16 protein-coding genes and 1 pseudogene are annotated in these 19,752 nt (G+C 72.8%); 7 read left to right on the top strand and 10 right to left on the bottom strand.

Features of this window, described 5'->3' with window-relative positions; all coding sequences use genetic code 11:
* A pseudogene (locus ACFWR9_RS31965) lies at nt 1-94 on the bottom strand (RidA family protein); the annotation flags it as partial.
* Nucleotides 95-274: 180 nt separating this feature from the next.
* On the opposite strand from ACFWR9_RS31965, the gene ACFWR9_RS31960 reads away from it, so the two are divergent.
* Complete coding sequence (locus ACFWR9_RS31960; RefSeq protein WP_383848121.1) at nt 275-979, top strand: antibiotic biosynthesis monooxygenase family protein; 705 nt, start codon at nt 275-277, stop codon at nt 977-979.
* Nucleotides 980-1,001: 22 nt separating this feature from the next.
* Here the strand turns inward: ACFWR9_RS31960 and ACFWR9_RS31955 are convergent, their stop codons facing one another.
* Complete coding sequence (locus tag ACFWR9_RS31955) at nt 1,002-2,843, bottom strand: endonuclease/exonuclease/phosphatase family protein (protein WP_383848118.1); 1,842 nt, start codon at nt 2,841-2,843, stop codon at nt 1,002-1,004.
* Between the two features lie 290 nt (nt 2,844-3,133).
* Between ACFWR9_RS31955 and ACFWR9_RS31950 the strand changes: the two genes are divergently transcribed.
* From ACFWR9_RS31950 to ACFWR9_RS31940, 3 genes are all read left to right on the top strand, one after another.
* Nucleotides 3,134-4,561: a hypothetical protein gene (locus tag ACFWR9_RS31950; RefSeq protein ID WP_383848128.1), complete on the top strand. Its 1,428-nt coding sequence runs from the start codon at nt 3,134-3,136 to the stop codon at nt 4,559-4,561.
* 176 nt (nt 4,562-4,737) lie between these two features.
* Entirely contained in the window at nt 4,738-6,204 is a 1,467-nt protein-coding gene (locus ACFWR9_RS31945; protein WP_383848116.1) for a PhoX family protein, read from the top strand.
* Nucleotides 6,205-6,390: 186 nt separating this feature from the next.
* A complete protein-coding gene (locus ACFWR9_RS31940; RefSeq protein WP_383848114.1) occupies nt 6,391-6,945 on the top strand; it encodes a TetR/AcrR family transcriptional regulator in 555 nt (184 codons plus the stop codon).
* A 41-nt stretch (nt 6,946-6,986) separates the two neighbouring features.
* On the opposite strand, the gene ACFWR9_RS31935 is transcribed toward ACFWR9_RS31940, so the two are convergent.
* From ACFWR9_RS31935 to ACFWR9_RS31905, 7 genes are all read right to left on the bottom strand, one after another.
* Nucleotides 6,987-8,189 carry a TerD family protein gene (locus ACFWR9_RS31935; RefSeq protein WP_383848126.1) on the bottom strand — a complete coding sequence of 401 codons (1,203 nt, stop codon included), beginning with the start codon at nt 8,187-8,189 and terminating at the stop codon, nt 6,987-6,989.
* Nucleotides 8,190-8,330: 141 nt separating this feature from the next.
* The gene (locus ACFWR9_RS31930; RefSeq protein ID WP_383848113.1) at nt 8,331-9,320 is read right to left on the bottom strand and encodes a zinc-dependent alcohol dehydrogenase family protein; all 990 of its coding nucleotides are present in this window, start codon (nt 9,318-9,320) and stop codon (nt 8,331-8,333) included.
* Entirely contained in the window at nt 9,317-10,192 is an 876-nt protein-coding gene (locus ACFWR9_RS31925; protein ID WP_360892795.1) for a carbohydrate ABC transporter permease, read from the bottom strand. The genes ACFWR9_RS31930 and ACFWR9_RS31925 overlap by 4 nt, the downstream gene beginning before the upstream one ends.
* On the bottom strand, nt 10,189-11,133 hold the full coding sequence (locus ACFWR9_RS31920; RefSeq protein WP_383848111.1) for a carbohydrate ABC transporter permease: 945 nt from the start codon (nt 11,131-11,133) through the stop codon (nt 10,189-10,191). Before ACFWR9_RS31920 ends, ACFWR9_RS31925 begins: the two co-directional genes overlap by 4 nt.
* On the bottom strand, nt 11,130-12,500 hold the full coding sequence (locus tag ACFWR9_RS31915) for an ABC transporter substrate-binding protein (RefSeq protein WP_383848108.1): 1,371 nt from the start codon (nt 12,498-12,500) through the stop codon (nt 11,130-11,132). Before ACFWR9_RS31915 ends, ACFWR9_RS31920 begins: the two co-directional genes overlap by 4 nt.
* A gap of 89 nt (nt 12,501-12,589) precedes the next feature.
* Nucleotides 12,590-13,360, bottom strand: a complete 771-nt coding sequence (locus tag ACFWR9_RS31910; protein WP_383848105.1) for a DeoR/GlpR family DNA-binding transcription regulator — start codon at nt 13,358-13,360, stop codon at nt 12,590-12,592.
* A 263-nt stretch (nt 13,361-13,623) separates the two neighbouring features.
* Entirely contained in the window at nt 13,624-14,433 is an 810-nt protein-coding gene (locus ACFWR9_RS31905) for an NAD-dependent epimerase/dehydratase family protein (protein WP_383848103.1), read from the bottom strand.
* 243 nt (nt 14,434-14,676) lie between these two features.
* Between ACFWR9_RS31905 and ACFWR9_RS31900 the strand changes: the two genes are divergently transcribed.
* Both ACFWR9_RS31900 and ACFWR9_RS31895 read left to right on the top strand, forming a co-directional pair.
* Nucleotides 14,677-15,651, top strand: a complete 975-nt coding sequence (locus ACFWR9_RS31900; RefSeq protein WP_383848101.1) for a 5-dehydro-4-deoxyglucarate dehydratase — start codon at nt 14,677-14,679, stop codon at nt 15,649-15,651.
* Entirely contained in the window at nt 15,648-16,817 is a 1,170-nt protein-coding gene (locus ACFWR9_RS31895) for a hypothetical protein (RefSeq protein WP_383848098.1), read from the top strand. The genes ACFWR9_RS31900 and ACFWR9_RS31895 overlap by 4 nt, the downstream gene beginning before the upstream one ends.
* A 781-nt stretch (nt 16,818-17,598) precedes the next feature.
* Here ACFWR9_RS31895 and ACFWR9_RS31890 read toward each other — a convergent pair.
* Entirely contained in the window at nt 17,599-18,861 is a 1,263-nt protein-coding gene (locus ACFWR9_RS31890) for an MFS transporter (RefSeq protein ID WP_383848095.1), read from the bottom strand.
* A 142-nt stretch (nt 18,862-19,003) separates the two neighbouring features.
* On the opposite strand from ACFWR9_RS31890, the gene ACFWR9_RS31885 reads away from it, so the two are divergent.
* Complete coding sequence (locus tag ACFWR9_RS31885; protein ID WP_383848093.1) at nt 19,004-19,609, top strand: TIGR03086 family metal-binding protein; 606 nt, start codon at nt 19,004-19,006, stop codon at nt 19,607-19,609.
* The last annotated feature ends 143 nt before the right edge of the window (nt 19,610-19,752 follow it).

The following is a 19,752-nucleotide window of genomic DNA, read 5'->3' as shown; positions in this document are numbered from 1 at the left end:
CGCTGGCGCCGTTGATCACGCCGGGCTGGCCGGTGAAGTCGGACGCGGAGGCCACGAATCCGACGACCATCACCACCCGTGCGATGCGGTCGAGGGGGGGGCGCGCGGGCGAGAAACCGCCCCCCGCCGGGCGCGCCCCCCCGCCGCCACGCGTCGTACCGGCGGGCGTACGGGCGGTCGTAGCGGCAGCGGGGCGCACTTGACCTCAACCAAGGTCGAGGTCACAGGGTGGTGCGTGCACCCGACGACCACCGACCGACCAGTGGAGGCCGGCATGACCCGCCGTACCGACGCACACCCCGTACTCGACCGCCCCGACGTCCAGGCACCCCTCTTCAGCACGTGGCGGGTGGGCACCCCCGAGCGGCAGCGCCTCACCGTCGACGCCATCGCCCGGACCTGGGAGCGCCGCCCCTGGCCCGCCGAAGGCCTGCTCGGCTACCACGTCTACACCGGCCACGACGGCAGCACCCTGCTCCACCACTCCCAGTGGGCGAGCGAGCAGGCGTTCGAGGCCTTCGTGAGGACTCACCGCCAGGAGCGCGTCGACGAGATCGACACCGCCGTGCCGGGCATCGAGCGGGTCGGCCTCGGCCGGTACCGGCGCTACCGCAGCGGCACCCGCGAGCACGGGACCGCGCCCGTCCCCGGGTGCGTCGTGATCGTCGACATCGAGTTCGAGAGCCCCGACCCCGACCGGCAGCGCGCCTGGGTCGACGCCGTCTTCGAGGCACTGGAGAGCGAGCCGGAGCAGCACCCCGGCGGCATCTCCGCCCACTTCCACCTCAGCACCGACGGCACCCGCGTCCTCAACTACGCGGAGTGGGAGAGCGCCCAGGCCCACATCGACGCCCTCGCCGCACCCGGCGAGGGGATCGGCTCGGCGACGGCCCCATGGCGGCGGGTCCAGAACTGGCCGGGCCTGAAGAGCAGTACGGTCACCCGCTACGACCACGCCCTCGGCCTCGTACCCCGCTGAACCCGCCCCCACCGCGCTCAGGTCACGGACGGAACCGCAGCACCTGCGGGTCGTGGTCGCTGACCTGGTCGTGGAACTCGGCGTTCACGTGCACGCTGTCGTACGACAGCCGCCCGCCCCACCGGATCGACGGGCTGACCAGGATCTGGTCGAGGACCTGGCTGTTGCCCTGGTAGACGTACGAGTAACGCTCGCTCCGCGGCAGCGACTTGACCGCCGACCACAGGGCGCCGCCGTCCTCCAGGATGCGCGTGGTCTTCGAGAACTCGAAGTCGTTGATGTCGCCCAGCGCGACGACGTCGGCGTTCCGCTGCGCGGAGAGGATGTCCTTGACGAAGGTGTTCACGGCCTTCGCCTGGAGGTGGCGCTGCGTCTCCGAGCCGCGCGAGGGCGGCTGGTACTGCGCCGTCAGACCCTGGTCGCCGCCCTTGGAGTTGAAGTGGTTGGCGATGACGAAGACCGTCCGGCCGTGGAAGACGAACTCGCCGGCCAGCGGCTTGCGGCTGTTCTCCCAGGCCGGGTTCGCCGGGTCGACACGCCCCGGGGAGTGGGTCAGCTCCGCCTCGCCGCGCACCCTCCGCACGCCCGTCGCGGTGGTCGCGTCGCCGCCCGCGCGGTCCGTGAAGGAGACCCGCTCGGGGTTGAACAGGAAGGCCTGGCGGATGTTGCCGCCGGGCTGGCCGCCGTCCGCCTTGTCGACGGGGTCGATGCCCCGCCACTCGTAGCGCGGGCCGCCGGCCGCGACGATCGCGTCGATCAGCCTGCCGACCGTCGCGTCGGCGGCCACCGTGCCGTCGTCCGTGGCGCCGTTGTTGTCCTGGATCTCCTCCAGGGACAGGATGTCGGGCGACTTCAGGTTGTGCACGATCGCGTCGGCGTGCGCGGCGAAGGTGTCGTCCGACGGGTCGAGGTTCTCGACGTTGTACGTCGCCACCGCCAGCTCACGGGAGCTGTGCCGACGCGTCGACTCGCGCTCCAGGCCGCCGCTCTCCAGGGCGCCGATCTCGCTGGCCACCAGCGTGTAGCCGCCGTACTGGTTGTAGTCGAGCGGCCCCGCGGTGGTGCCGGCGAGGGTGTCGCCCACGTTGGCGTCGGGGAAGTCGGACGGCTTGCCGAGCGACTGGATCTGGAGCCGGCCGGTGTTCTGGGCGTCGTAGGAGCCGTAGAGGGTGCCGCCGCGGCGGTTCCGGTTCTCCCAGGGCTTCACCGTGACCCACAGCTCGGTGTACGGGTCGGAGGCGCCGACCACCCGGGCGTCGGCGACCCGGACGGTCATGCCCTCCAGCGACTCGTAGTGGTCCAGGGCGTACCGCGCGGGCCGCAGCCGCAGGCCGTTGACGGACCCGTTCGCCGCCGTGTCGCCCTCGGGCGCGTACGCGCGCGGCACGGAGCGGGCGGAGACGGTCGTCGCCGCCGGGAGCGCGTTGCCGCCGGAGACGACGGTGACCGTCGGGCGGGTGATCTCCGTCAGCGACTGGTTGCCAGAGGACGTACCGCCCGGGACGTACTCCGAGACCGTGCCGGAGACGGTGACCGCGTCACCGACGGCGACCGACGGGGCCGCGTTCGTGAAGACGAAGACGCCCTCGCTGGTGGCCGGGTCGGCGTCGGGCCGCGGGTCCTGGATCCAGAAACCCTTGGAGGAGCCGTAGCCGCGGACGCCGGTGACGATTCCGGCCACGTCCGTGACCTGCTTGCCCGCGTACGGCGACAGACGGGTGCTGCCCTGGATGTCGTGGACCCGCACCGGGCCTTCGGATGCGGAGCCGGCCTGCGCGGGCGCGGTGAGGACGACGGTGGACGCCGCCGAGCACACTGCGGCGACGGTGAGCGCGGCGAGGCGCGTGGAGGACTTGCTGGCCAACGGGATCCCTCCGGGGACGTGACGTGGCGCCGGGACGAGGGTGGACGGCGAGGGGCCACAGGGCGCACGGACCCGCGTGAAACACGTGTCCCCCCGCTCTTCCCCCGCTTTCTACGCGCGTCAATCTCGTGCCTGCTCACGCGCGTTGTCAAGGTTTCGGCCATGTACGCCACCCGACGGGGAGATGAACCGGGCGGCATGGGTGGAAACCCGTCTAGGCTGAGTCGTTGAGCCGTACGGCATCCGGATTCGGCCGTACGGCGGTCAAGGCGCGCGAGGAGAAACAGCCGATGTCAGACAGCTCCACCCTGCCGCCCGCACGGCTGCGCCCCGAAGCGGAGCTGGCCCGCGAGGCACTGTCCACGCCGGTCCTCGCCCGGGCCGCGCGGCTGGCCCGCTGGGCCGGGGCGGACACCCGCGTCGACGCCGGGGGCGGACTCGTCGAGGAACAGCTGCCGGCCGCCGCCGAGCAGCTCGGACTGACCGGCGACGACGCCGCGGCGTACGCGAGCGAGGCCTGGCGGATCGCCGTCGACACCGGGCTCGTCGAGATCACCGACGAGGAGGCGGGCACCGTCGCCGCGGGCGAGGACCTCGCCCTGCTGACCGGCGGCTCGCCGCAGGACGTGCTCGGTCTGTGGGTCACCGCCCTGGAGGCCGTCCTCGCCGACGCGAGCGTCCCCGACCTCGACGACCTGGTCGACGCCATGGCCGAGGGCGGCGAGGTGGACCTGTCCTCCCTCGACTGGGACCCGGAGGCCGAGGCCGAGTTCCTCGACGGCGTGCTCGGCAACCTCTACCTGCTCACCGTCGGCGAGGACGGCCCCGGCGAGGCCCCGGTGCCGCTGCCCGCGCTGGCCGCCTCCGTGATCGTGCCCAGCGACATGGGCGAGCCCAGCAACGAGGTACTCGAGCAGGTGTCGGACGCGATGATGCGCCTGGACGACCAGTTCAGGCTGCTGGAACCGGTCGGGCTCGTCGAGTACCAGCCGGTCGACGAGGCCCTGATGGCCGACGCCGACGAGGAGCCCGCGGCACCCGTCGACGAGACCGACGTCGCCCGTTACGGCATGGTGCGGCTCACCCCGCTCGGACTGTACGGACTGCGCGCCCGGCTGCTGGACGCCGGCTTCGACGCACCCGCCGTCGGGGACCTGGCCGACAAGGGCGCCGACGCGCTCCTCGACGGCACCGCGCCCTTCCCGCCGGCCGCCGCGCACGCCGAGACCGAGCTGTGGCTGGCCGGCCGCGGCCCGCTCACCGCGGCCCGCGAACTGCTGGCGGCCGCCCGCGGCACGGACACCGGAGCACCCCTGCGCCGGCTGCGCTGCCAGCAGGCCCTCTCGCTCGTCGGCGCCGAGGCCGAGCCCGCGCTGCGCGAGGTCCTCGACGACGCCGAGCTGGGCGGCCTCGCCCGGGTGTGGCTCACCGAGCACGGCGCGCGGGACGTGCCGGCCCCGCCGCAGGAGATGGTCTTCTGGCTGACCATCGACACCCTCGCCGCACAGCTCGCGGCCGAGGGCAACTCCGAGGAACTGCGGGCCCTGGTGGAGGGCCTGGCCCGGCAGCACAGCGGGTTCTTCGACACGGTCTGGCGGGTCGAGCACCCGGCCACACCGGACGTCCTGGAGGCGATGGGGCGGCTGCACCCCGACAAGAAGATCGCCAAGGAGGCCCGCAAGGCGGCGTTCAAGGCGCGGTCGCAGCAGGGCGGCTGAGCGGCACGGGTGAGCGTGCGGGGAGAGAGCGCGGGGAGAGGGTGCGGGGAGAGGTCTCCGCCAGTTCAACTCCCGTTCAGTGACGGGCGGGATCCGTGTTCAGGCACGGGCGGAACCGTGACGCCGGACCGAGGTCCGCCACCCTCCACGGCACGCCCACCGTCACAGGAGACACCATGTCGCTCACCCGCAGGGACTTCGCCAGTCGATCCGCGCTCACCGGCGCCGGAGTGGCACTGGCGGGCAGCGTCGGCGCCCTCGCCACCGCCCCGAACGCCCTCGCGTCCACGGACACCGAGAGCGCGGGGGACGAGCACGGCAGAGGTCACGGGCACGACCACGAGCACCGCGGCGTCGGCTACGGGCCGCTGATCCCCGACCCCGACGGCATCCTCGCGCTGCCGGCCGGCTTCCGCTACGAGATCATCACCTACTCCGGGCGGACCAGGCTGGAGTCCGGCGAGTACACCCCGTCCAACCACGACGGCACCGCCGCCTTCGACGGCCCGCGCGGCACCACGCTCCTCGTCAACAACCACGAACTCGGCGGCCACCGCGACGACTGGCCGCACCCCGTCCCGCTCACCGAGGGCCTCGTCTACGACCCGGCCGCCGCCGGCGGCTGCACCGTCGTCGAGGTCCGGCGCGGCGGCCACGTCGCCGAATGGGTCGGCATCGCCGGAACCGCCACCAACTGCGCCGGCGGCAGCACCCCCTGGGGCACCTGGCTGACCTGCGAGGAGACCGAGGACAAGGCCGGCTCCAACGGCATGACCAAGGACCACGGCTACGTCTTCGAGGTCGACCCGGAGGACCGGCGCGCCAACCGCGACCCCAAGCCGATCAAGGCACTCGGCCGCTACGCCCACGAGGCCGTCGTCATCGACCCCAAGCGCGGCCACGCCTACCTCACCGAGGACGCCTCCGGCCCCAACGGCCTGCTCTACCGCTGGACCCCGCCGGAGCACTTCCGGCACGGCCGCGGCCGGCTGCGCGCCCTCGCCGACGACGCCGGGGTCCTCCAGGCCTTCAAGTGCTTCGACTCCGGCGGCAAGTTCGTCGACGACCTCTCCCGGGCGACGAAGACCGGCACGGTCTACGGCGTCGACTGGGTCGACGTCCCCGACCGCGACGCGCGGACCACGCCGGTGCGCAAGCAGTCCGCCGCCGGGGAGGTCACCCGCGCCCGCAAGCTGGAGGGCATGTGGTGGGCCGACGGTGGCACCTACATCGTCTCCTCCTACGCCCGTGACGAGAGCCCGGGCCGCCCGCACGACGGCCAGGTCTGGTTCTACGACCCGGGGCGCCGCACCCTGACGCTCAAGGTCCTCCTCGGCGTCAACACCGACCCGTCCGCCGACGGCGCATACGACGGCCCCGACAACATCACCGTCTCCCCGTACGGCGGTCTGGTCATCGCCGAGGACGGCGAGGGCGTCCAGCACCTCTTCGGCGCGACCGACAGCGGACGCGCCTACCCCATCGCCCGCAACGAACTGAACATCGGCGACGAGACCGACCCGTCGTACAGCGAGTTCACCGGCGTCACCTTCTCCCCCGACGGCCACACCCTGTACGCCAACATCCAGACGCCCGGCATCATGCTGGCGATCACGGGGCCTTGGAAGCGGCAGCGGCGTTAGAACAAGGGGCCACACGTACGGGGTCTTGCCGAGGGAACCCCGGTCCGGCTTCCGGATGGCAAGCGACAGGGAACCATCGATGGGCGGTGCGGAGTCGTGGGGGTTCCCGCCGCCCGCTCCTCTCGAAGGGACCCCAGCCACGCGGTAGGGTGCGGCGACGAACCTCTGTGTGCGGGGAGTAGTGGGATGGCGCAGGTCAGGCCCATGCGTGCGGATGCCCGGCGTAATCGGGAGCGGTTGCTGGAGGTGGCGGCGGCGGCCTTCGCCGAGCGTGGTGAGGGCGCCTCCCTGGATGACATCGCGCGGCGTGCCGGGGTCGGTGTCGGCACCCTGTACCGGCACTTCCCCACGCGGCAGGCGTTGCTGGAGGCCGCCTATCTCGACCGGATCGAGGCGATCGCGGCGCGGGCGGACCTGATCGCCGCCGAGCGGGCGCCGGGCGAGGCGTTGCTGGAATGGCTGAACGAACTCGGCGTCGGGATGATCCAGGTCCGCGGGATGAAGGCGTTGCTCGGCACGGCCGTGGACACGGCGTGCGGTGAGTGCGTGCGGGGCGCGGCGGACCGGCTGGTGCGCGCGGCGCAGGAGGCGGGGACGCTGCGGCCGGACGTCGAGCCGGTCGAGGTGCTGCGGCTGGCGCACGGTGTGGCGACGGCGGCCGAGTCCGCGGCGGGGGAGGGCGGCGGCACGGCCGTCCGGCGGTATCTGTCGCTGTTGGTGGAAGGGCTGATGCCGCGGTAGGGAGCGCCCGGCAGGTGGGCGCCCCCTTGCCGTGCGGGCTGCTACAGCGCCTGGCCGGCCGGCTTCACCATGCCGCGGACCGTGCGGGACTTGACGAAGTCGCCGATGGCGGTCATCTCCCACTCGCCGGAGTACTGGCGGATCAGCTTCGCCATCATCACGCCGGTCTGCGGTTCGGCGCTGGTGAGGTCGAAGCGGACCAGTTCCTCGCCGCTCGCGGCGTCGATGAGGCGGCAGTAGGCCTTGGCGACCTCCGTGAACTTCTGGCCCGAGAACGAGTTCACCGTGAAGACCAGGCCGCTGACCTCCTGCGGGAGCCGGCCGAGGTCGACGACGATCACCTCGTCGTCGCCGCCGCCCTCGCCGGTGAGGTTGTCGCCGGAGTGCTTGATCGCGCCGTTCACGATCGAGAGCTTGCCGAAGTAGCAGCTGTCGATGTGGTTGCGCTGGGGGCCGTAGGCGATGACCGACGCGTCCAGGTCGATGTCCTTGCCGCGGTACGCCGGCTCCCAGCCGAGGCCCATTTTGACCTGGGAGAGCACCGGCTGGCCGCCCTTGACGAGGGACACGGTCTGGTTCTTCTGGAGGCTGACCCGGCCCTTGTCCAGGTTGATCTTGCCGGCGCCCGGGGCGGGCGGCGCGGGCGGTGCCGGCGGTGCCGCGGGCGGAGCGGCGGGCATCGTGGGCGCGGCGGCGGGCGGGGGCGGTGGGGTGGCCGCCTGGGGCTGGGCCGGGGGAGCGGCCGGGGCCGGCTCCTCCACGGTGACGCCGAAGTCGGTGGCGATGCCGGCCAGGCCGTTGGAGTAGCCCTGGCCGACCGCGCGGGCCTTCCAGGCGCCGTTGCGCAGGTAGACCTCCACGATCACCAGTGCGGTCTCGGCGCCGAGCTGCGGGGGCGTGAAGGTGGCGAGGACGGAGTTGTCGTCGCCGTTGCGGATGGTGGCGGTCGGTTCGATGCCCTGGAAGGTCTGGCCCGCGGCGTCCGGGCTCGCGGTGACGACGATCTTCTCGACGCCCGGCGGGACGGCGGAGGTGTCGACCACGATCGCGTCCGGGGCTGAGCCGCCGCCGGAGCGGTAGGTCACGCCCTGGCCGGTGGGCTGGTTGTAGAAGATGAAGTCGTCGTCGGAGCGCACCTTGCCGTCGGCGGTGAGCAGCAGGCCCGATACGTCGAGCCGCACGGGAGCGGCGACGTCCACCGTCACGCGGGCGGCGGAGAGGGGGATGTTCGAGCCGGGGGTCATAGCTGTCATGCCGGGTGAACGAGCGAGCCCGTTTTACCGTTCCCTTACCCGGCGGCCAATCGGGTCAGCGGCGGTTACGGGGGTGGTGGCGGGGTGGCGTGGCCCATCGGGCTTTCGCCCCCGCCGCCCCGACAAGAATGTCTACGGCACGACCACGATCTTCCGTCCCACCCCAGCCGCGAACTGCTCCAGCGCCTGCGGGTAGCGGTCGAGCTCGATGCGGTCGCTGATGAAGACGTCGGGGTCCAGGACGCCGTTCGCGAAGAGTTCGGCGGCGCGCTCGTAGCTGTGCAGGACGGCCATCGAGCCGGTGATGGTGATCTCCTGGTTGTAGACGCGGTACGGGTCGATCTGCACGCGGGTCGCGTAGTCGGCGACGCCGAACTGGAGGAAGGTGCCCGCCTTGGCGACCCGGTCCAGGCCGTCCTGGATCGCCGCCGCGTTGCCGGTGGCGTCGATGACGAGGTCCCAGCCCTGGGGGCGGTCCAGCTCGTCCGGGGTGGCGGCCGACGCCGTGACGCCGAGGCCGCGGGCCGTCTCCAGGCGCGCCGGGTTGAGGTCGACCATGTCGACGCTGGCCGCGCCGGTCCGCTTGGCCAGCTCCAGCATCATCAGGCCCATCGTGCCGGAGCCGTAGATCAGGACGTGGGCGCCGAGGCGGGACTGGAGGACGTCGTAGCCGCGGACCGCGCAGGAGAGCGGTTCGATCAGGGCCGCGTCCTGGGTGCGGACGTGCTCGGGGAGCTTCACGCAGTTCGCCACGGGGGCCACCGCGTACTTCGCCGCGCCGCCCGCCGTCGTGACGCCGATGGCCGCCCAGCGTTCGCAGAGGTTGTTGTGGCCGTTGCGGCAGTAGCGGCACTCGTAGCAGTAGAGGGAGGGGTCGACCGCCACCTGGTCGCCGACGGACACCTCCGTGACCTGGGCGCCCACGCCGACCACCTCGCCGGCGAACTCGTGGCCCGGCACGATGGGGAGCTTGGGCGCGAACTCGCCCTGGAGGATGTGCAGGTCGGTGCCGCACAGGCCGCAGGCGGCGACCTCGACGACGACGTCGCGGGGACCTGGCGTCGGGTCGGAGACCTCGGTGACGACGGCGCGGCCCACGGACTCGATGACGGCGGCCTTCATTTCACGGCTCCCAACGACAGGCCCTGGACCAGCTTGTCCTGGGCGGCGAACCCCGCGGCGAGCACCGGCAGGGAGATGACGAGCGACGCGGCGCACACCTTGGCCAGGAAGAGGCCCTGGCTGGTGATGAAGCCGGTCAGGAAGACGGGTGCGGTCTCGGCGACCACGCCCGTCAGCACCCGGGCGAAGAGCAGTTCGTTCCAGCTGAAGATGAAGCAGATGAGGGAGGTGGCGGCGATGCCCGGCAGGGCGATCGGGGCGACCACGCGGACCAGGATCGTGGGCAGCTTCGCGCCGTCCACCCGGGCCGCCTCGATGATCGCGACCGGGACCTCGGCGAGGAAGGACTGCATCATCCAGACCGCGATCGGCAGGTTCATCGACGTGTAGAGGATGACCAGCAGCCAGATGTTGTCCAGCATGCCGGTGTTCTTGGCGAACAGGTAGATCGGCAGCAGGCCCGCCACCACCGGCAGCATCTTGGTGGACAGGAAGAAGAACAGGACGTCCGTCCACTTCTTCACCGGGCGGATGGAGAGGGCGTAGGCGGCGGGCAGGGCCAGGACCAGGACGAAGAGGGTCGAGGCGACCGACGCCACCGCCGAGTTGATCAGCGCGGGCCAGGGGCTGGCGCCGCCGCCGGCGCCGAAGAACTCGCGGTAGCCGTCCAGCGTGAGCGACGCGGCGAAGGACGGCGGGTTGGTGGCCGCGTCCGCCTCCGAGTGGAAGGAGGTCAGCGCCATCCACGCGATGGGCAGGAAGAAGACGATGCCGGCCAGCCAGGCCACCAGGCCCAGTCCGGCACCGGCCTTGCGGCGGGTCCGGGCCGGCTTGGCGGTGGTGGTGGCGGGACGTACGGCGGTGGCGCTCATGCGCGGCCGGCCTCCTCGCGGAACAGGGACGACACCACGCGCAGCGCGAAGGTGGCGATGATGATCGAGCCGATGACGACCAGGACGCCCGCGGCCGAGGCGAGGCCGTTCTCGTGGGCCTGGTAGAAGCTCTGGTAGACGGTGTAGGGCAGGTTGGCCGTGCCCAGGCCGCCGGACGTGATGGTGAAGACCGCGTCGAAGTTCTGGACGATGTAGATCGAGCCGAGCAGGGCGCCCAGTTCCAGGTAGCGGCGCAGGTGGGGGAGGGTGAGGTGGACGAAGATCTGCCAGTCGCCCGCGCCGTCCACCCGGGCGGCCTCGATCTGCTGCTGGTCGCGGCTCTGCAGGCCGGCCAGCAGGATGAGCATCATGAACGGCGTCCACTGCCACACCAGTGACAGCTCGACGGCGAGCAGCGGGGTGGTGGAGATCCAGTCCGGCTGCGGACCGCCCACGTAGTGCAGCAGCCCGTTGAGCAGGCCGTACTCGGGGTTGTAGAGGACGTGCTTCCAGAGCAGGGCGGCCGCCACCGGGACCACCAGGAACGGGGCGATCAGCAGGGTGCGGACCACGCCCCGGCCCTTGAACCTCCGGTCCAGCAACAGGGCGAGGGCCAGGCCGAGGACGAGGCTGGCCAGGACCACCGCCACCGTCAGCAGGATCGTCGTCCACACCGACTGGCGCAGGTCCGCGTCGCCGAGGACGTCGCCGTAGTTGGCGAAGCCGGTGAAGTGCCGGGCGTCCGGGTAGAGCGAGTTCCAGTCGAAGAAGGAGATCACCAGGGTCGCCACGAAGGGCAGCTGGGTGACCGCGATCATGAAGATCAGGGCGGGGAGGAGCGGGGCGCGGGTGGCCCAGGCGCGCAGCCGGGAGGACGGCGGGTGGACGGTGGGGCGGGTCTGGTCGGGGGCGGCCGAGGGGGCCGTTGTCGTGGCGGTCATCGTCCCTCGTACTCCTCGGAGATCTTCTCGGCGAGCTGCTGGGACTTCTTCAGGGCCTCGTCGACGGACTGGCGTCCGGCGATGGCCGCGCTGATCTCCTGGGAGACCTTGGTGCCGAGGTCGGTGAACTCGGGGATGCCGACGAACTGGATGCCGGGCGCGGGCCGCGGCTGGACGCCGGGGTCGTTCGGCTTCGCGCCCTCGATGGCCTCCTTGGTCATCTCCTGGAAGGCGGCGGCCTCCTGGACGTAGGCCGGGTTCTCGTACGTCGAGGCGCGCTTGCCGGCCGGGACGTTGGACCAGCCGATCTCCTTGCCGACGAGCTGCTCGTACTCCTTGCTGGACGCCCAGGAGACGAACTTCCAGGCCTTGTCGGCGTTGCGGGAGGCCTTCTGGATGCCCCAGGCCCAGGTGTAGAGCCAGCCGGAGCTGTCCGTCTTCTCGACCGGGGCCGGTGCGTAGCCGACCTTGCCCTTGACCGGCGACTTGGCGGCGTCCAGGGACCCGGCCGCGGAGGTGGCGTCGTACCACATGGCGACCTTGCCCTGGGTCATGTTGTTGAGGCACTCCGCGAATCCGGACTGGGCGGCGCCGGACTGGCCGTGTTCGCGGACGAGGTCGACGTAGAACTTCGTCGCCTTCTCCCACTCGGGCGAGTCGAGGCGGGCCTGCCAGTCCTTGTCGAACCAGGTGCCGCCGAAGGTGTTCACGACCGTCGTCAGGGGGGCCATCAGCTCGCCCCAGCCGGGCAGTCCGCGCAGGCAGATGCCCTTCATGCCGGGTTCGGCGCCGTCGAGTCGCGCGGCGAGGCCGGCGATCTCGGTCCAGGTGGGGTGCTCGGGCATCTTCAGGCCCTCTTTGGCGAACACGTCCTTGCGGTACATCAGGAAGGACGACTCGCCGTAGAAGGGCTGGCCGTAGAGCTTGCCGTCGTCGCCGGTGAGGGACTCGCGCATCGGGCCGAGGATGTCCTTCTCGTCGTACGCCGGGTCCTTGGCGACGTAGGGGTCCATCGGCCGCAGCCACTCGTTGCGGGCGTAGATCGGTATCTCGTAGTTGGAGAGGGTGGCGACGTCGTACTGGCCGGCCTGGTTGGCGAAGTCCTGGCTGATCTTGTCGCGGACGTCGTTCTCCGGCAGCACGGTGAAGTTCACCTTGATGCCGGTCTCCTCGGTGAAGTGGTCGGCGGTGAGTTTCTGCAGCTCGACCATCTGCGGGTTGTTGACCATCAGGACGTTGATGGCGTTGCCGCCGGATCCGGCGCCGCCCGCCCCGACCCAGCAGCCGGTGAGCAGCGGGGCGAGCAGCGTCCCTGCGGCGACCACGGCGAGCGTGGCTCGCGGCCTCCGTCGGCTCTGGGTTCGCATGGATCGCTCCTGAACATATGGGGAGGTATGGGGCATTGAAGGGTGTGGGTGTGCCGTGCGGGTGTGCCGTGCGGGGAGTGAGTCGGGTGTCAGACGCGGATGACCTGCGGTCCGAGCAGGGAGTAGCGGTGGGCCTCGGCGGTGGGCAGCAGCGTGCTGGTGACGATCGCCTCCAGGGCGCCGACCTCCGCGAACCGGCAGAAGCTCACCGCTCCGAACTTGGTGTGCGCGCCGGCGAACACGGTGCGGCGGGCGGCCCGGATGGCCTGCGCCTTGACCTCGCTGACCGCGGGGTCGGGGGTGGTGAGGCCGTGCTCCCGGGAGATGCCGTTGGCGCCGATGTACGCCAGGTCGATGACGAAGCCGGCCAGCATCTTCGTCGTCCAGTGGTCGACGGTGGCCAGGGTGCCCGGACGGACCCGGCCGCCGAGCAGCAGGACGGAGGTGTCGTCGGCCTCGGCGAGCGCGCCGGCGACCGGCAGGGACGCGGTGACCACGGTCAGCGGCCGGTTGCGGGGCAGGGCCTCGGCGATCAGCTGGGGGGTGAAGCCCTCGTCCACGAAGACGGTCTCCGCGTCGCCGAGCAGCTCGGCGGCGGCGGAGGCGATCCGGCGCTTCTCGGGCACGTGGCTGGTGGCGCGGAAGGCGAGCGTGGTCTCGAACCCGGCGCTCTCCACCGGGTAGGCGCCGCCGTGGGTGCGGCGGACCAGGCCGTGGTCCTCCAGCGCGCGCAGATCCCGTCGTACGGTCTCCTTGGCGACGCCCAGCTCGGTGGCGAGCGCGGTGACGTCTACCGAACCGGTGGCGCGGGCGACCCGCACGATCTCGCGCTGGCGTTCTTCCGCCGTCCTCGTGCCCATGCCGAACACCTGCCTCACCGCCTCGTCGCCGTACCGCTGCCCGTTCGGGCCCGTGGAGGAAGTTCTACAGCGGTCGGGTGGCACTGACCAGGTCTGTTGCGGACCCGATACTGCCCGGGTGCGCCCGTTTCCGGCGTCGGCTGCCCGTCTCGGACCTGGGGCGCAGCGCGGGGCGGGGTGAGAACGGGCAGTGCGGATGCCCGCATGCGGAAGCGGACGGGCCCGTTCGGTGCCCGTCCGCTTCTCGTGGGGTCGTGTTCCGGTCAGTACGGCCAGATCGGGGGGTCGGTCACGAAGTGGCCGCCCAGGTACGCGTGCGCCGGGTTGTCCGGGTCCAGCCCGCCCTGCTCGGCGAGGAGCTTGTCGGCGTACGGCTCGGAGTCGTCCCGCGGCTCGTAGCCGAGCGCCCTCGCGGAGGTGAGGTCCCACCACAGGCGAGTGTTGGCCGAGGAGCCGTGGACGACGGTGTGCCCCACGTTCTCGGCGGTGAGGGCGGCGTGGAAGAGGCGGGCGCCGTCCGCGGGGCTCATCCACACCGAGAGCATGCGCACGCTGGTCGGCTCGGGGAAGCAGGAGCCGATGCGGACGGAGACGGTCTCGATGCCGTGCTTGTCCCAGTAGAGCTGGGCCAGGTCCTCGCCGAAGCACTTGGACAGGCCGTAGAAGGTGTCCGGGCGGCGCGGCGTCTCGATCGGGATGAGGGGGTCGTCGCCCCGGGGGCGGGGGGTGTAGCCGACGGCGTGGTTGGAGGAGGCGAAGACGACGCGGCGGACACCTTCCTCGCGGGCGGCCTCGTACAGGTTGTACGTGCCCTCGATGTTCGCCCTGAGGATCTTCTCGAAGGGGGCTTCCAGGGAGATGCCCGCCAGGTGGATGATCGCGTCGACGCCGCGGACCGCCTCGCGCAGCGCGTCCCGGTCGGCGAGGTCCGCGACGATCGCGTCCGGCTCGCCCTCGACCGGGCGCAGGTCGAGCGGGCGCAGTGCGTAGCCGTGGGCGGGGAGCAGGTCCCGCATCAGGGTGCCGAGGCCGCCGGCGGCGCCGGTGAGCAGGACGGTGCGGGGAGCGGGCATCCTCGGTTCTCCTGGGTCTGCTGCTAGGTCTGCTGCTGGGTCTGCTGCTGGGTCTGCTGCGGTGGCAGCCGTGCGGGTGAGTGCCTGTCGTTCATATGCGTGGACACGCTAAGGAATGGGTGGTGACCCGTCAAGAGGGCGCCTGCTTGACGGTGTACACAGGGCGGCTTAGCGTGGTCGCGTTCAGAAATATAGACGTGAATCATGAGTATGACGCTCATGGATATGGAATGGGGAGCGCCCGTGACCTCAGCCCCTCTCGCCGACCGGATCACCGCCCCCAGCGGGCCGCTGTTCTTCCCCGTCACGGCGTTCGGCCCCGACGGCGGCCTCGACCTGGACGCCTACCGCACCCACGTGCGCCAGGGGGTCGCGGCCGGGGCCGCCGCCGTGTTCGCCTGCTGCGGCACCGGCGAGTTCCACGCCCTCACACCCGAGGAGTTCGAGGTCTGCGTCCGCGCGGCGGTCGAGGAGACGGCGGGACGGGTGCCCGTGGTGGCGGGCGCGGGCTACGGCACCGCCCTCGCCGTGCGCCACGCCCGCCTCGCCGAGGCGGCCGGCGCCGACGGACTGCTCGCCATGCCGCCCTACCTGGTGCTCGCCGGCCAGGAGGGGCTGGTGCGGCACTACCGGGAGGTGGCCGCCGCGACCTCCCTGCCCGTGATCGTCTACCAGCGGGACAACGCCGTCTTCACCCCGGAGAGCGTGGTCGAACTGGCTCGCACGGACGGGATCGTCGGCCTCAAGGACGGGCTCGGCGACCTCGACCTCGTGCAGCGCATCATCAGCGCCGTGCGGACCGCGCTGCCCGGCGACGACTTCCTGTACTTCAACGGGCTGCCGACCGCCGAGCAGACCCAGCTCGCCTACCGCGCGCTCGGCGTCACCCTGTACTCCTCCGCCGCGTTCTGCTTCGCGCCCGAGATCGCCCTCGCCTTCCACCGGGCGCTGCGCACCGGCGACGACGCCCTCGTGCACCGCCTGCTCGACGGCTTCTACCGGCCCTTCGTGGAACTGCGCGCACAGGGCCGCGGGTACGCCGTCGCCCTGGTCAAGGCGGGCGTACGGCTGCGCGGCCTGGACGTGGGGGAGGTGCGGACGCCGTTGCAGGAGCCGGCCGAGGACCACGTGAAGCAGCTCGCCCAGATCATCGAGCGGGGTTACGCGCTGCTCGACGCGGAGCCCTTCGGGGAGTCCGTCGTGGAGGGGGACAAGTGAAGGCGTCGGCGTTCGTCTACCCGTGGGACGTCAACGGGGACCCGGAAGCCCCCGGGCGCGTCGCGGACCTCGGCGTGTCCCAGGTGACGCTCGCCGCCGCGTACCACTCCACCCGCGCGCTCACCCCGCGTCACCCGCGCCACCGCGTCGTCACCGCCGAGCACTCCGCCGTGCTCTACCCGCCGGACGCCGCCCGCTGGGAGGGCCGCGAGCCGCGCCCGTACGAGGCCGGTGACTGGGCGCCCGGCGACGCCTGGGGCGAGGCCGCCGACGCCCTGGCGCAGGCGGGCCTGGAGGTGAGCACGTGGGTCGTCCTGGCCCACAACTCCCGCCTCGGCGCGGAGCACCCGCACACCTCCGTCGTCAACACCTACGGCGACCGCTACCCCTGGGCGCCGTGCATCGCGCAGCCCGCCACGCGCGCGTACCTCACCGACCTGGCCGCCGAGGCGGCGGTGCGGCCCGGCGCGCGGGGCACCGCACTGGAGTCCCTCGGCTGGTACGGGCTCGCCCACCTGCACGCCCACGACAAGACCGGCGGGGTCGCCCTCGGGGACGCCGGGCAGTACCTGATGTCGCTGTGCTTCTGCCCGGACTGCCGGGCGGGGTACGACGGTCAGGGCCTCGACGCCGACGACCTGGCCGCCGCCGTACGGGCCGCGCTGGAGCCGGTGTGGCGGGGGACGGCGCCGTCGGACGGGGGCTGGCCGGGCGTCGAGAAACTCCTCGGCGAGGCGATGGCGAACGCCACGCGCGCGTGGCGGGACGAGTCCGCCCGCACGCTCCAGGAGGCGGCGGTCGCGGCCGTGCGCGCCGCCGCCCCCGCGGACTTCGAGGTCCTGCTCCACGCCGACCCGGTCTCCTACCACTGCGGCGCCAACGCCGGCGTCGACCCCGCGCACATCCTCTCCGTCGCGGACGGCGTGGTCGTGCCCTGCACGGGCGGCGCGGCCCTGCTGACGCCCTTCGCCGAGCAGAACCGCGCCGGTGCCGTCCTCGCCGCCAACCTCACCGTGGTCTCCGGCATGGGCGGCACCCCGGACACCCTCGCCGCGGACGCGTCCCACGCCACCGAACTGGGCGCGACGGAGCTGCGCCTGTACCACGCGGGGCTGGCCTCGGACGCCGACCTGAGGGCGGTGCGGTCGGCACTCGCGGGACGGTGAGCCGGGGGAGCCGCGACCGGGCTCCTGGGTGGCGGGTCCGGGGCCGGCGGAGCCCGTGACCGGGGCTTGGCGCGGGGTGAGCTCGGGCTGCGGGCCCCGGCTGCGGGCCTGGGGGATGGGACTGCGGTGTCTGCGGGGTGGTGCAGGGCTCCTGGCCCGTCCCGAGGCATGCCTCCTCGGGGCGCGCCAGGAGGTAGGCCGGGGCCCGGGGCGGTGGCTTGTCGCCGGGCCGTGGGCCCTGGGGGCTGGGCGACCTGTGTCCGTGGGGCGGCCGCCTGGTGTTCCGTCTCGCGAGGGCCGGCCGGGGCTGCGAGGCGGTGTGGCGGGTGGCCCCGCAGGGGGGTGGGCGGTTCCCGCCCGTTCGGCGGCGCCGTTGCCGGGTGGTGCCCCAGGCTGGCGGGCGGCTCCTGCCGGGTCGGTGGGTGGCGCCCGGGTGGGTAAGTGGCTCCCGCCAGGTTGTGGGCGGCCCGCGCCCGGGTTGAGTGGGCGGCCTCCGCCGATTTCGTGGTGTCGGGGGCCGGAGCGGACCGGTGGCCGCAGGGGTGGTCACAGCGGTGTGGCGGCGTTCGGTGACGTGGGTGTGAGGCCGGGGTTCTTCGGTGGGCGGCGGGTGATGAGTGGTGCCGGGGGTCCGGCGCGGGCGGGTGGCCGCAGGGGCGGTCACAGTGGTGTGGCGGCGTTTGGTGACGTGGGTGTGAGGCCGGGGTTCTGCGGCGGGCGGCGGGCGGCGGGTGATGAGTGGTGCCGGGGGTTCGGCGTGGGCGGGTGGCCGCAGGGGCGGTCACAGTGGTGTGGCGGCGTTTGGTGACGTGGGTGTGAGGCCGGGGTTCTCCGGTGGGCGGCGGGTGATGAGTGTTGCCGTTGCCAGCAGGGCCACGCCCAGCGCGGGCAGTAGCAGGTGCAGGGTGGTCAGCTCCACCAGGGCCGCTCCCGCGGCCAGGCCCAGGACGTTCGGGGCGAAGACGAGGGTGTTGGCCGTCGCGGTGACCCGGCCGAGGAGTGGGCCGGGCGTCTCGTGCTGGACCTCGGTCAGGGCGGCGATCAGCACCGCGGGCAGCCCCGCGCCGATCGCCGCGCCGCAGAACAGGGCCACCGCGTCGTACGGGACCGCCCGCGCCGCGACCGCCACCGCCAGCAGGGTGATCCCGGCAGCGGCGAAGCGGCGTCCGCCCAGTCGCCGCAGGGCGGGCCCGGCCAGCAGCCCGACCGCCACGGACCCGGCCCCCTGGGCGGCGTACAGCGCACCGGCGTACGTGGGGGCGTGCCCGAGGGCGTCGACGACGGCGTAGACCGTGGCGCCGTTGACGCCGGCGCACAGCATCGTGGCGCCGCCGGCGAGGACGAGCGGGCGCAGCCGGGGGTTGCCCCACAGGAGCCGGGCGCCCTCGGCGGTCTGCCGCCAGCCGTTCAGCGCGGGGCGGGGCGGCGGCGCCTCGCGTACCCGCAGGGCCGCGTACAGCCCCGTGGCCAGCACGAACGTCGCCGCGTCCAGCAGGGCCACGCCCGGGCCGCCGTACGCCGTGTAGAGGGCCGCACCGGCCGGCGGCGCCACCAGTTTCATGCCCTCGTTGGCGGTGGTGCGCAGCCCGTTGAAGTCGCCGAGCAGCCGCGGCTCGACGGTGGCGGCGACGAGTGCCGCCTCGGCCGCGTCGTGGACGACGCCCGCCGCGCCGTACACGAACAGCACCGCGAACAGCAGCCACAGCATGTCCGGTGAGTCGACGGCGCACAGCGTGAGCAGGAGGCCGGCCGGCAGCAGGCTCGTGGCGATCAGCAGCGGCCGGCGGCGCACGCGGTCCGCCAGGGTGCCCAGCGCCGGGCCGGCCGGCGTCGGCGCCCACATCGCGAGCACGCACAGCGCCGCGAGTCCGTCCGAACCGGTGAGGTCCTTCACCCACACCCCGGACACCAGCCACAGCGCCGAGGTGCCGAAGCCGGACACCACCACCCCGGCGAGATACAGGCCCGCGTCGCGGTCGTGCAGGACCCGGGACACCGCCCAGGGCCCCCGCGTCCGGGTCGTCTTCGTCGTCCTTGGTGTCATGCCTGGTCAGCGTGGGCCTAAGGCCCGGCGTCCGGCATCGGGCACGTGCCCTAGCGGCAGCCCCCGCCGCCGATGAGTTCCGCGGCCGGGATCGGTCTACCTCCTCAGAGAGCCGACGCCACATGTTTCCCAGGAGCAGCAGATGACCCCCGAAACCACCACCACCCTCGATCTCGGCCCGCAGACGCGGGTCCTGGCCCGCCTCGCCGAGGGCGTGAGCGACGCGCGGCTGGCCGACCCGACGCCGTGCCCGGACCTTGCCGTCCGCAACCTGCTCGGCCACCTGACCGGCCTGGCCGTCGCCTTCCGCGACGCCGCGCGCAAGGACCTCGGCGTCACCACCGACACCGCCCCCGAATCCTCCGTGCCGGACATCGGGCCCGGCTGGCGCGAGGAGCTGACCGGCGTACTCGGGGAGCTCGCGGTGGCCTGGCGCGACCCCGGGGCCTGGACCGGCATGACCCGGGCCGGCGGCATCGACCTGCCCGGCGAGGCCGCCGGCGCCGTCGTCGCCGACGAACTGGTCATCCACGGCTGGGACCTCGCCCGCGCGACCGGCCAGGAGTACCGCCCCGACCCGGACGCTCTCCAGGCGGCGTACGGCCTGCTCAGCGCCTCCGCCGAGGAGGCCGACCGGGACGAGGGCATGTTCGGGCCGGTCGTCGCCGTGCCCGCCGAGGCGCCGCTGCTGGACCGCGCGGTGGGCCTGAGCGGACGCGACCCCGGCTGGACCCGCGCCGCCCGGTAGCGCCGCCCGGAACCGAACTTTCCTTTTGTCAGAAGCATTGACGTGGCCTCGCGCCCCTCTTACCTTCAACGCGTCGTACTCCGTACGTCATATATGAGACGCGATACGCGAGATCGGATATCCGAGACCGGACATCCGGCAGC

This window comes from Streptomyces sp. NPDC058534 (assembly GCF_042717365.1).
Classification (GTDB): Bacteria; Actinomycetota; Actinomycetes; order Streptomycetales; family Streptomycetaceae; genus Streptomyces.
Note: the sequence above shows the minus strand (reverse complement) of the source record. Positions and strands in the feature narration are given on the sequence as shown.

Coding starts and splice junctions, on each gene's coding strand:
- ACFWR9_RS31945 (WP_383848116.1), top strand. CDS start 4,738: ATGTCGCTCACCCGCAGGGACTTCGCCAGTCGATCCGCGCTCACCGGC.
- ACFWR9_RS31915 (WP_383848108.1), bottom strand. CDS start 12,500: ATGCGAACCCAGAGCCGACGGAGGCCGCGAGCCACGCTCGCCGTGGTC.
- ACFWR9_RS31925 (WP_360892795.1), bottom strand. CDS start 10,192: ATGAGCGCCACCGCCGTACGTCCCGCCACCACCACCGCCAAGCCGGCC.
- ACFWR9_RS31930 (WP_383848113.1), bottom strand. CDS start 9,320: ATGAAGGCCGCCGTCATCGAGTCCGTGGGCCGCGCCGTCGTCACCGAG.
- ACFWR9_RS31935 (WP_383848126.1), bottom strand. CDS start 8,189: ATGACCCCCGGCTCGAACATCCCCCTCTCCGCCGCCCGCGTGACGGTG.
- ACFWR9_RS31940 (WP_383848114.1), top strand. CDS start 6,391: ATGGCGCAGGTCAGGCCCATGCGTGCGGATGCCCGGCGTAATCGGGAG.
- ACFWR9_RS31920 (WP_383848111.1), bottom strand. CDS start 11,133: ATGACCGCCACGACAACGGCCCCCTCGGCCGCCCCCGACCAGACCCGC.
- ACFWR9_RS31885 (WP_383848093.1), top strand. CDS start 19,004: ATGACCCCCGAAACCACCACCACCCTCGATCTCGGCCCGCAGACGCGG.
- ACFWR9_RS31960 (WP_383848121.1), top strand. CDS start 275: ATGACCCGCCGTACCGACGCACACCCCGTACTCGACCGCCCCGACGTC.
- ACFWR9_RS31905 (WP_383848103.1), bottom strand. CDS start 14,433: ATGCCCGCTCCCCGCACCGTCCTGCTCACCGGCGCCGCCGGCGGCCTC.
- ACFWR9_RS31910 (WP_383848105.1), bottom strand. CDS start 13,360: ATGGGCACGAGGACGGCGGAAGAACGCCAGCGCGAGATCGTGCGGGTC.
- ACFWR9_RS31890 (WP_383848095.1), bottom strand. CDS start 18,861: ATGACACCAAGGACGACGAAGACGACCCGGACGCGGGGGCCCTGGGCG.
- ACFWR9_RS31950 (WP_383848128.1), top strand. CDS start 3,134: ATGTCAGACAGCTCCACCCTGCCGCCCGCACGGCTGCGCCCCGAAGCG.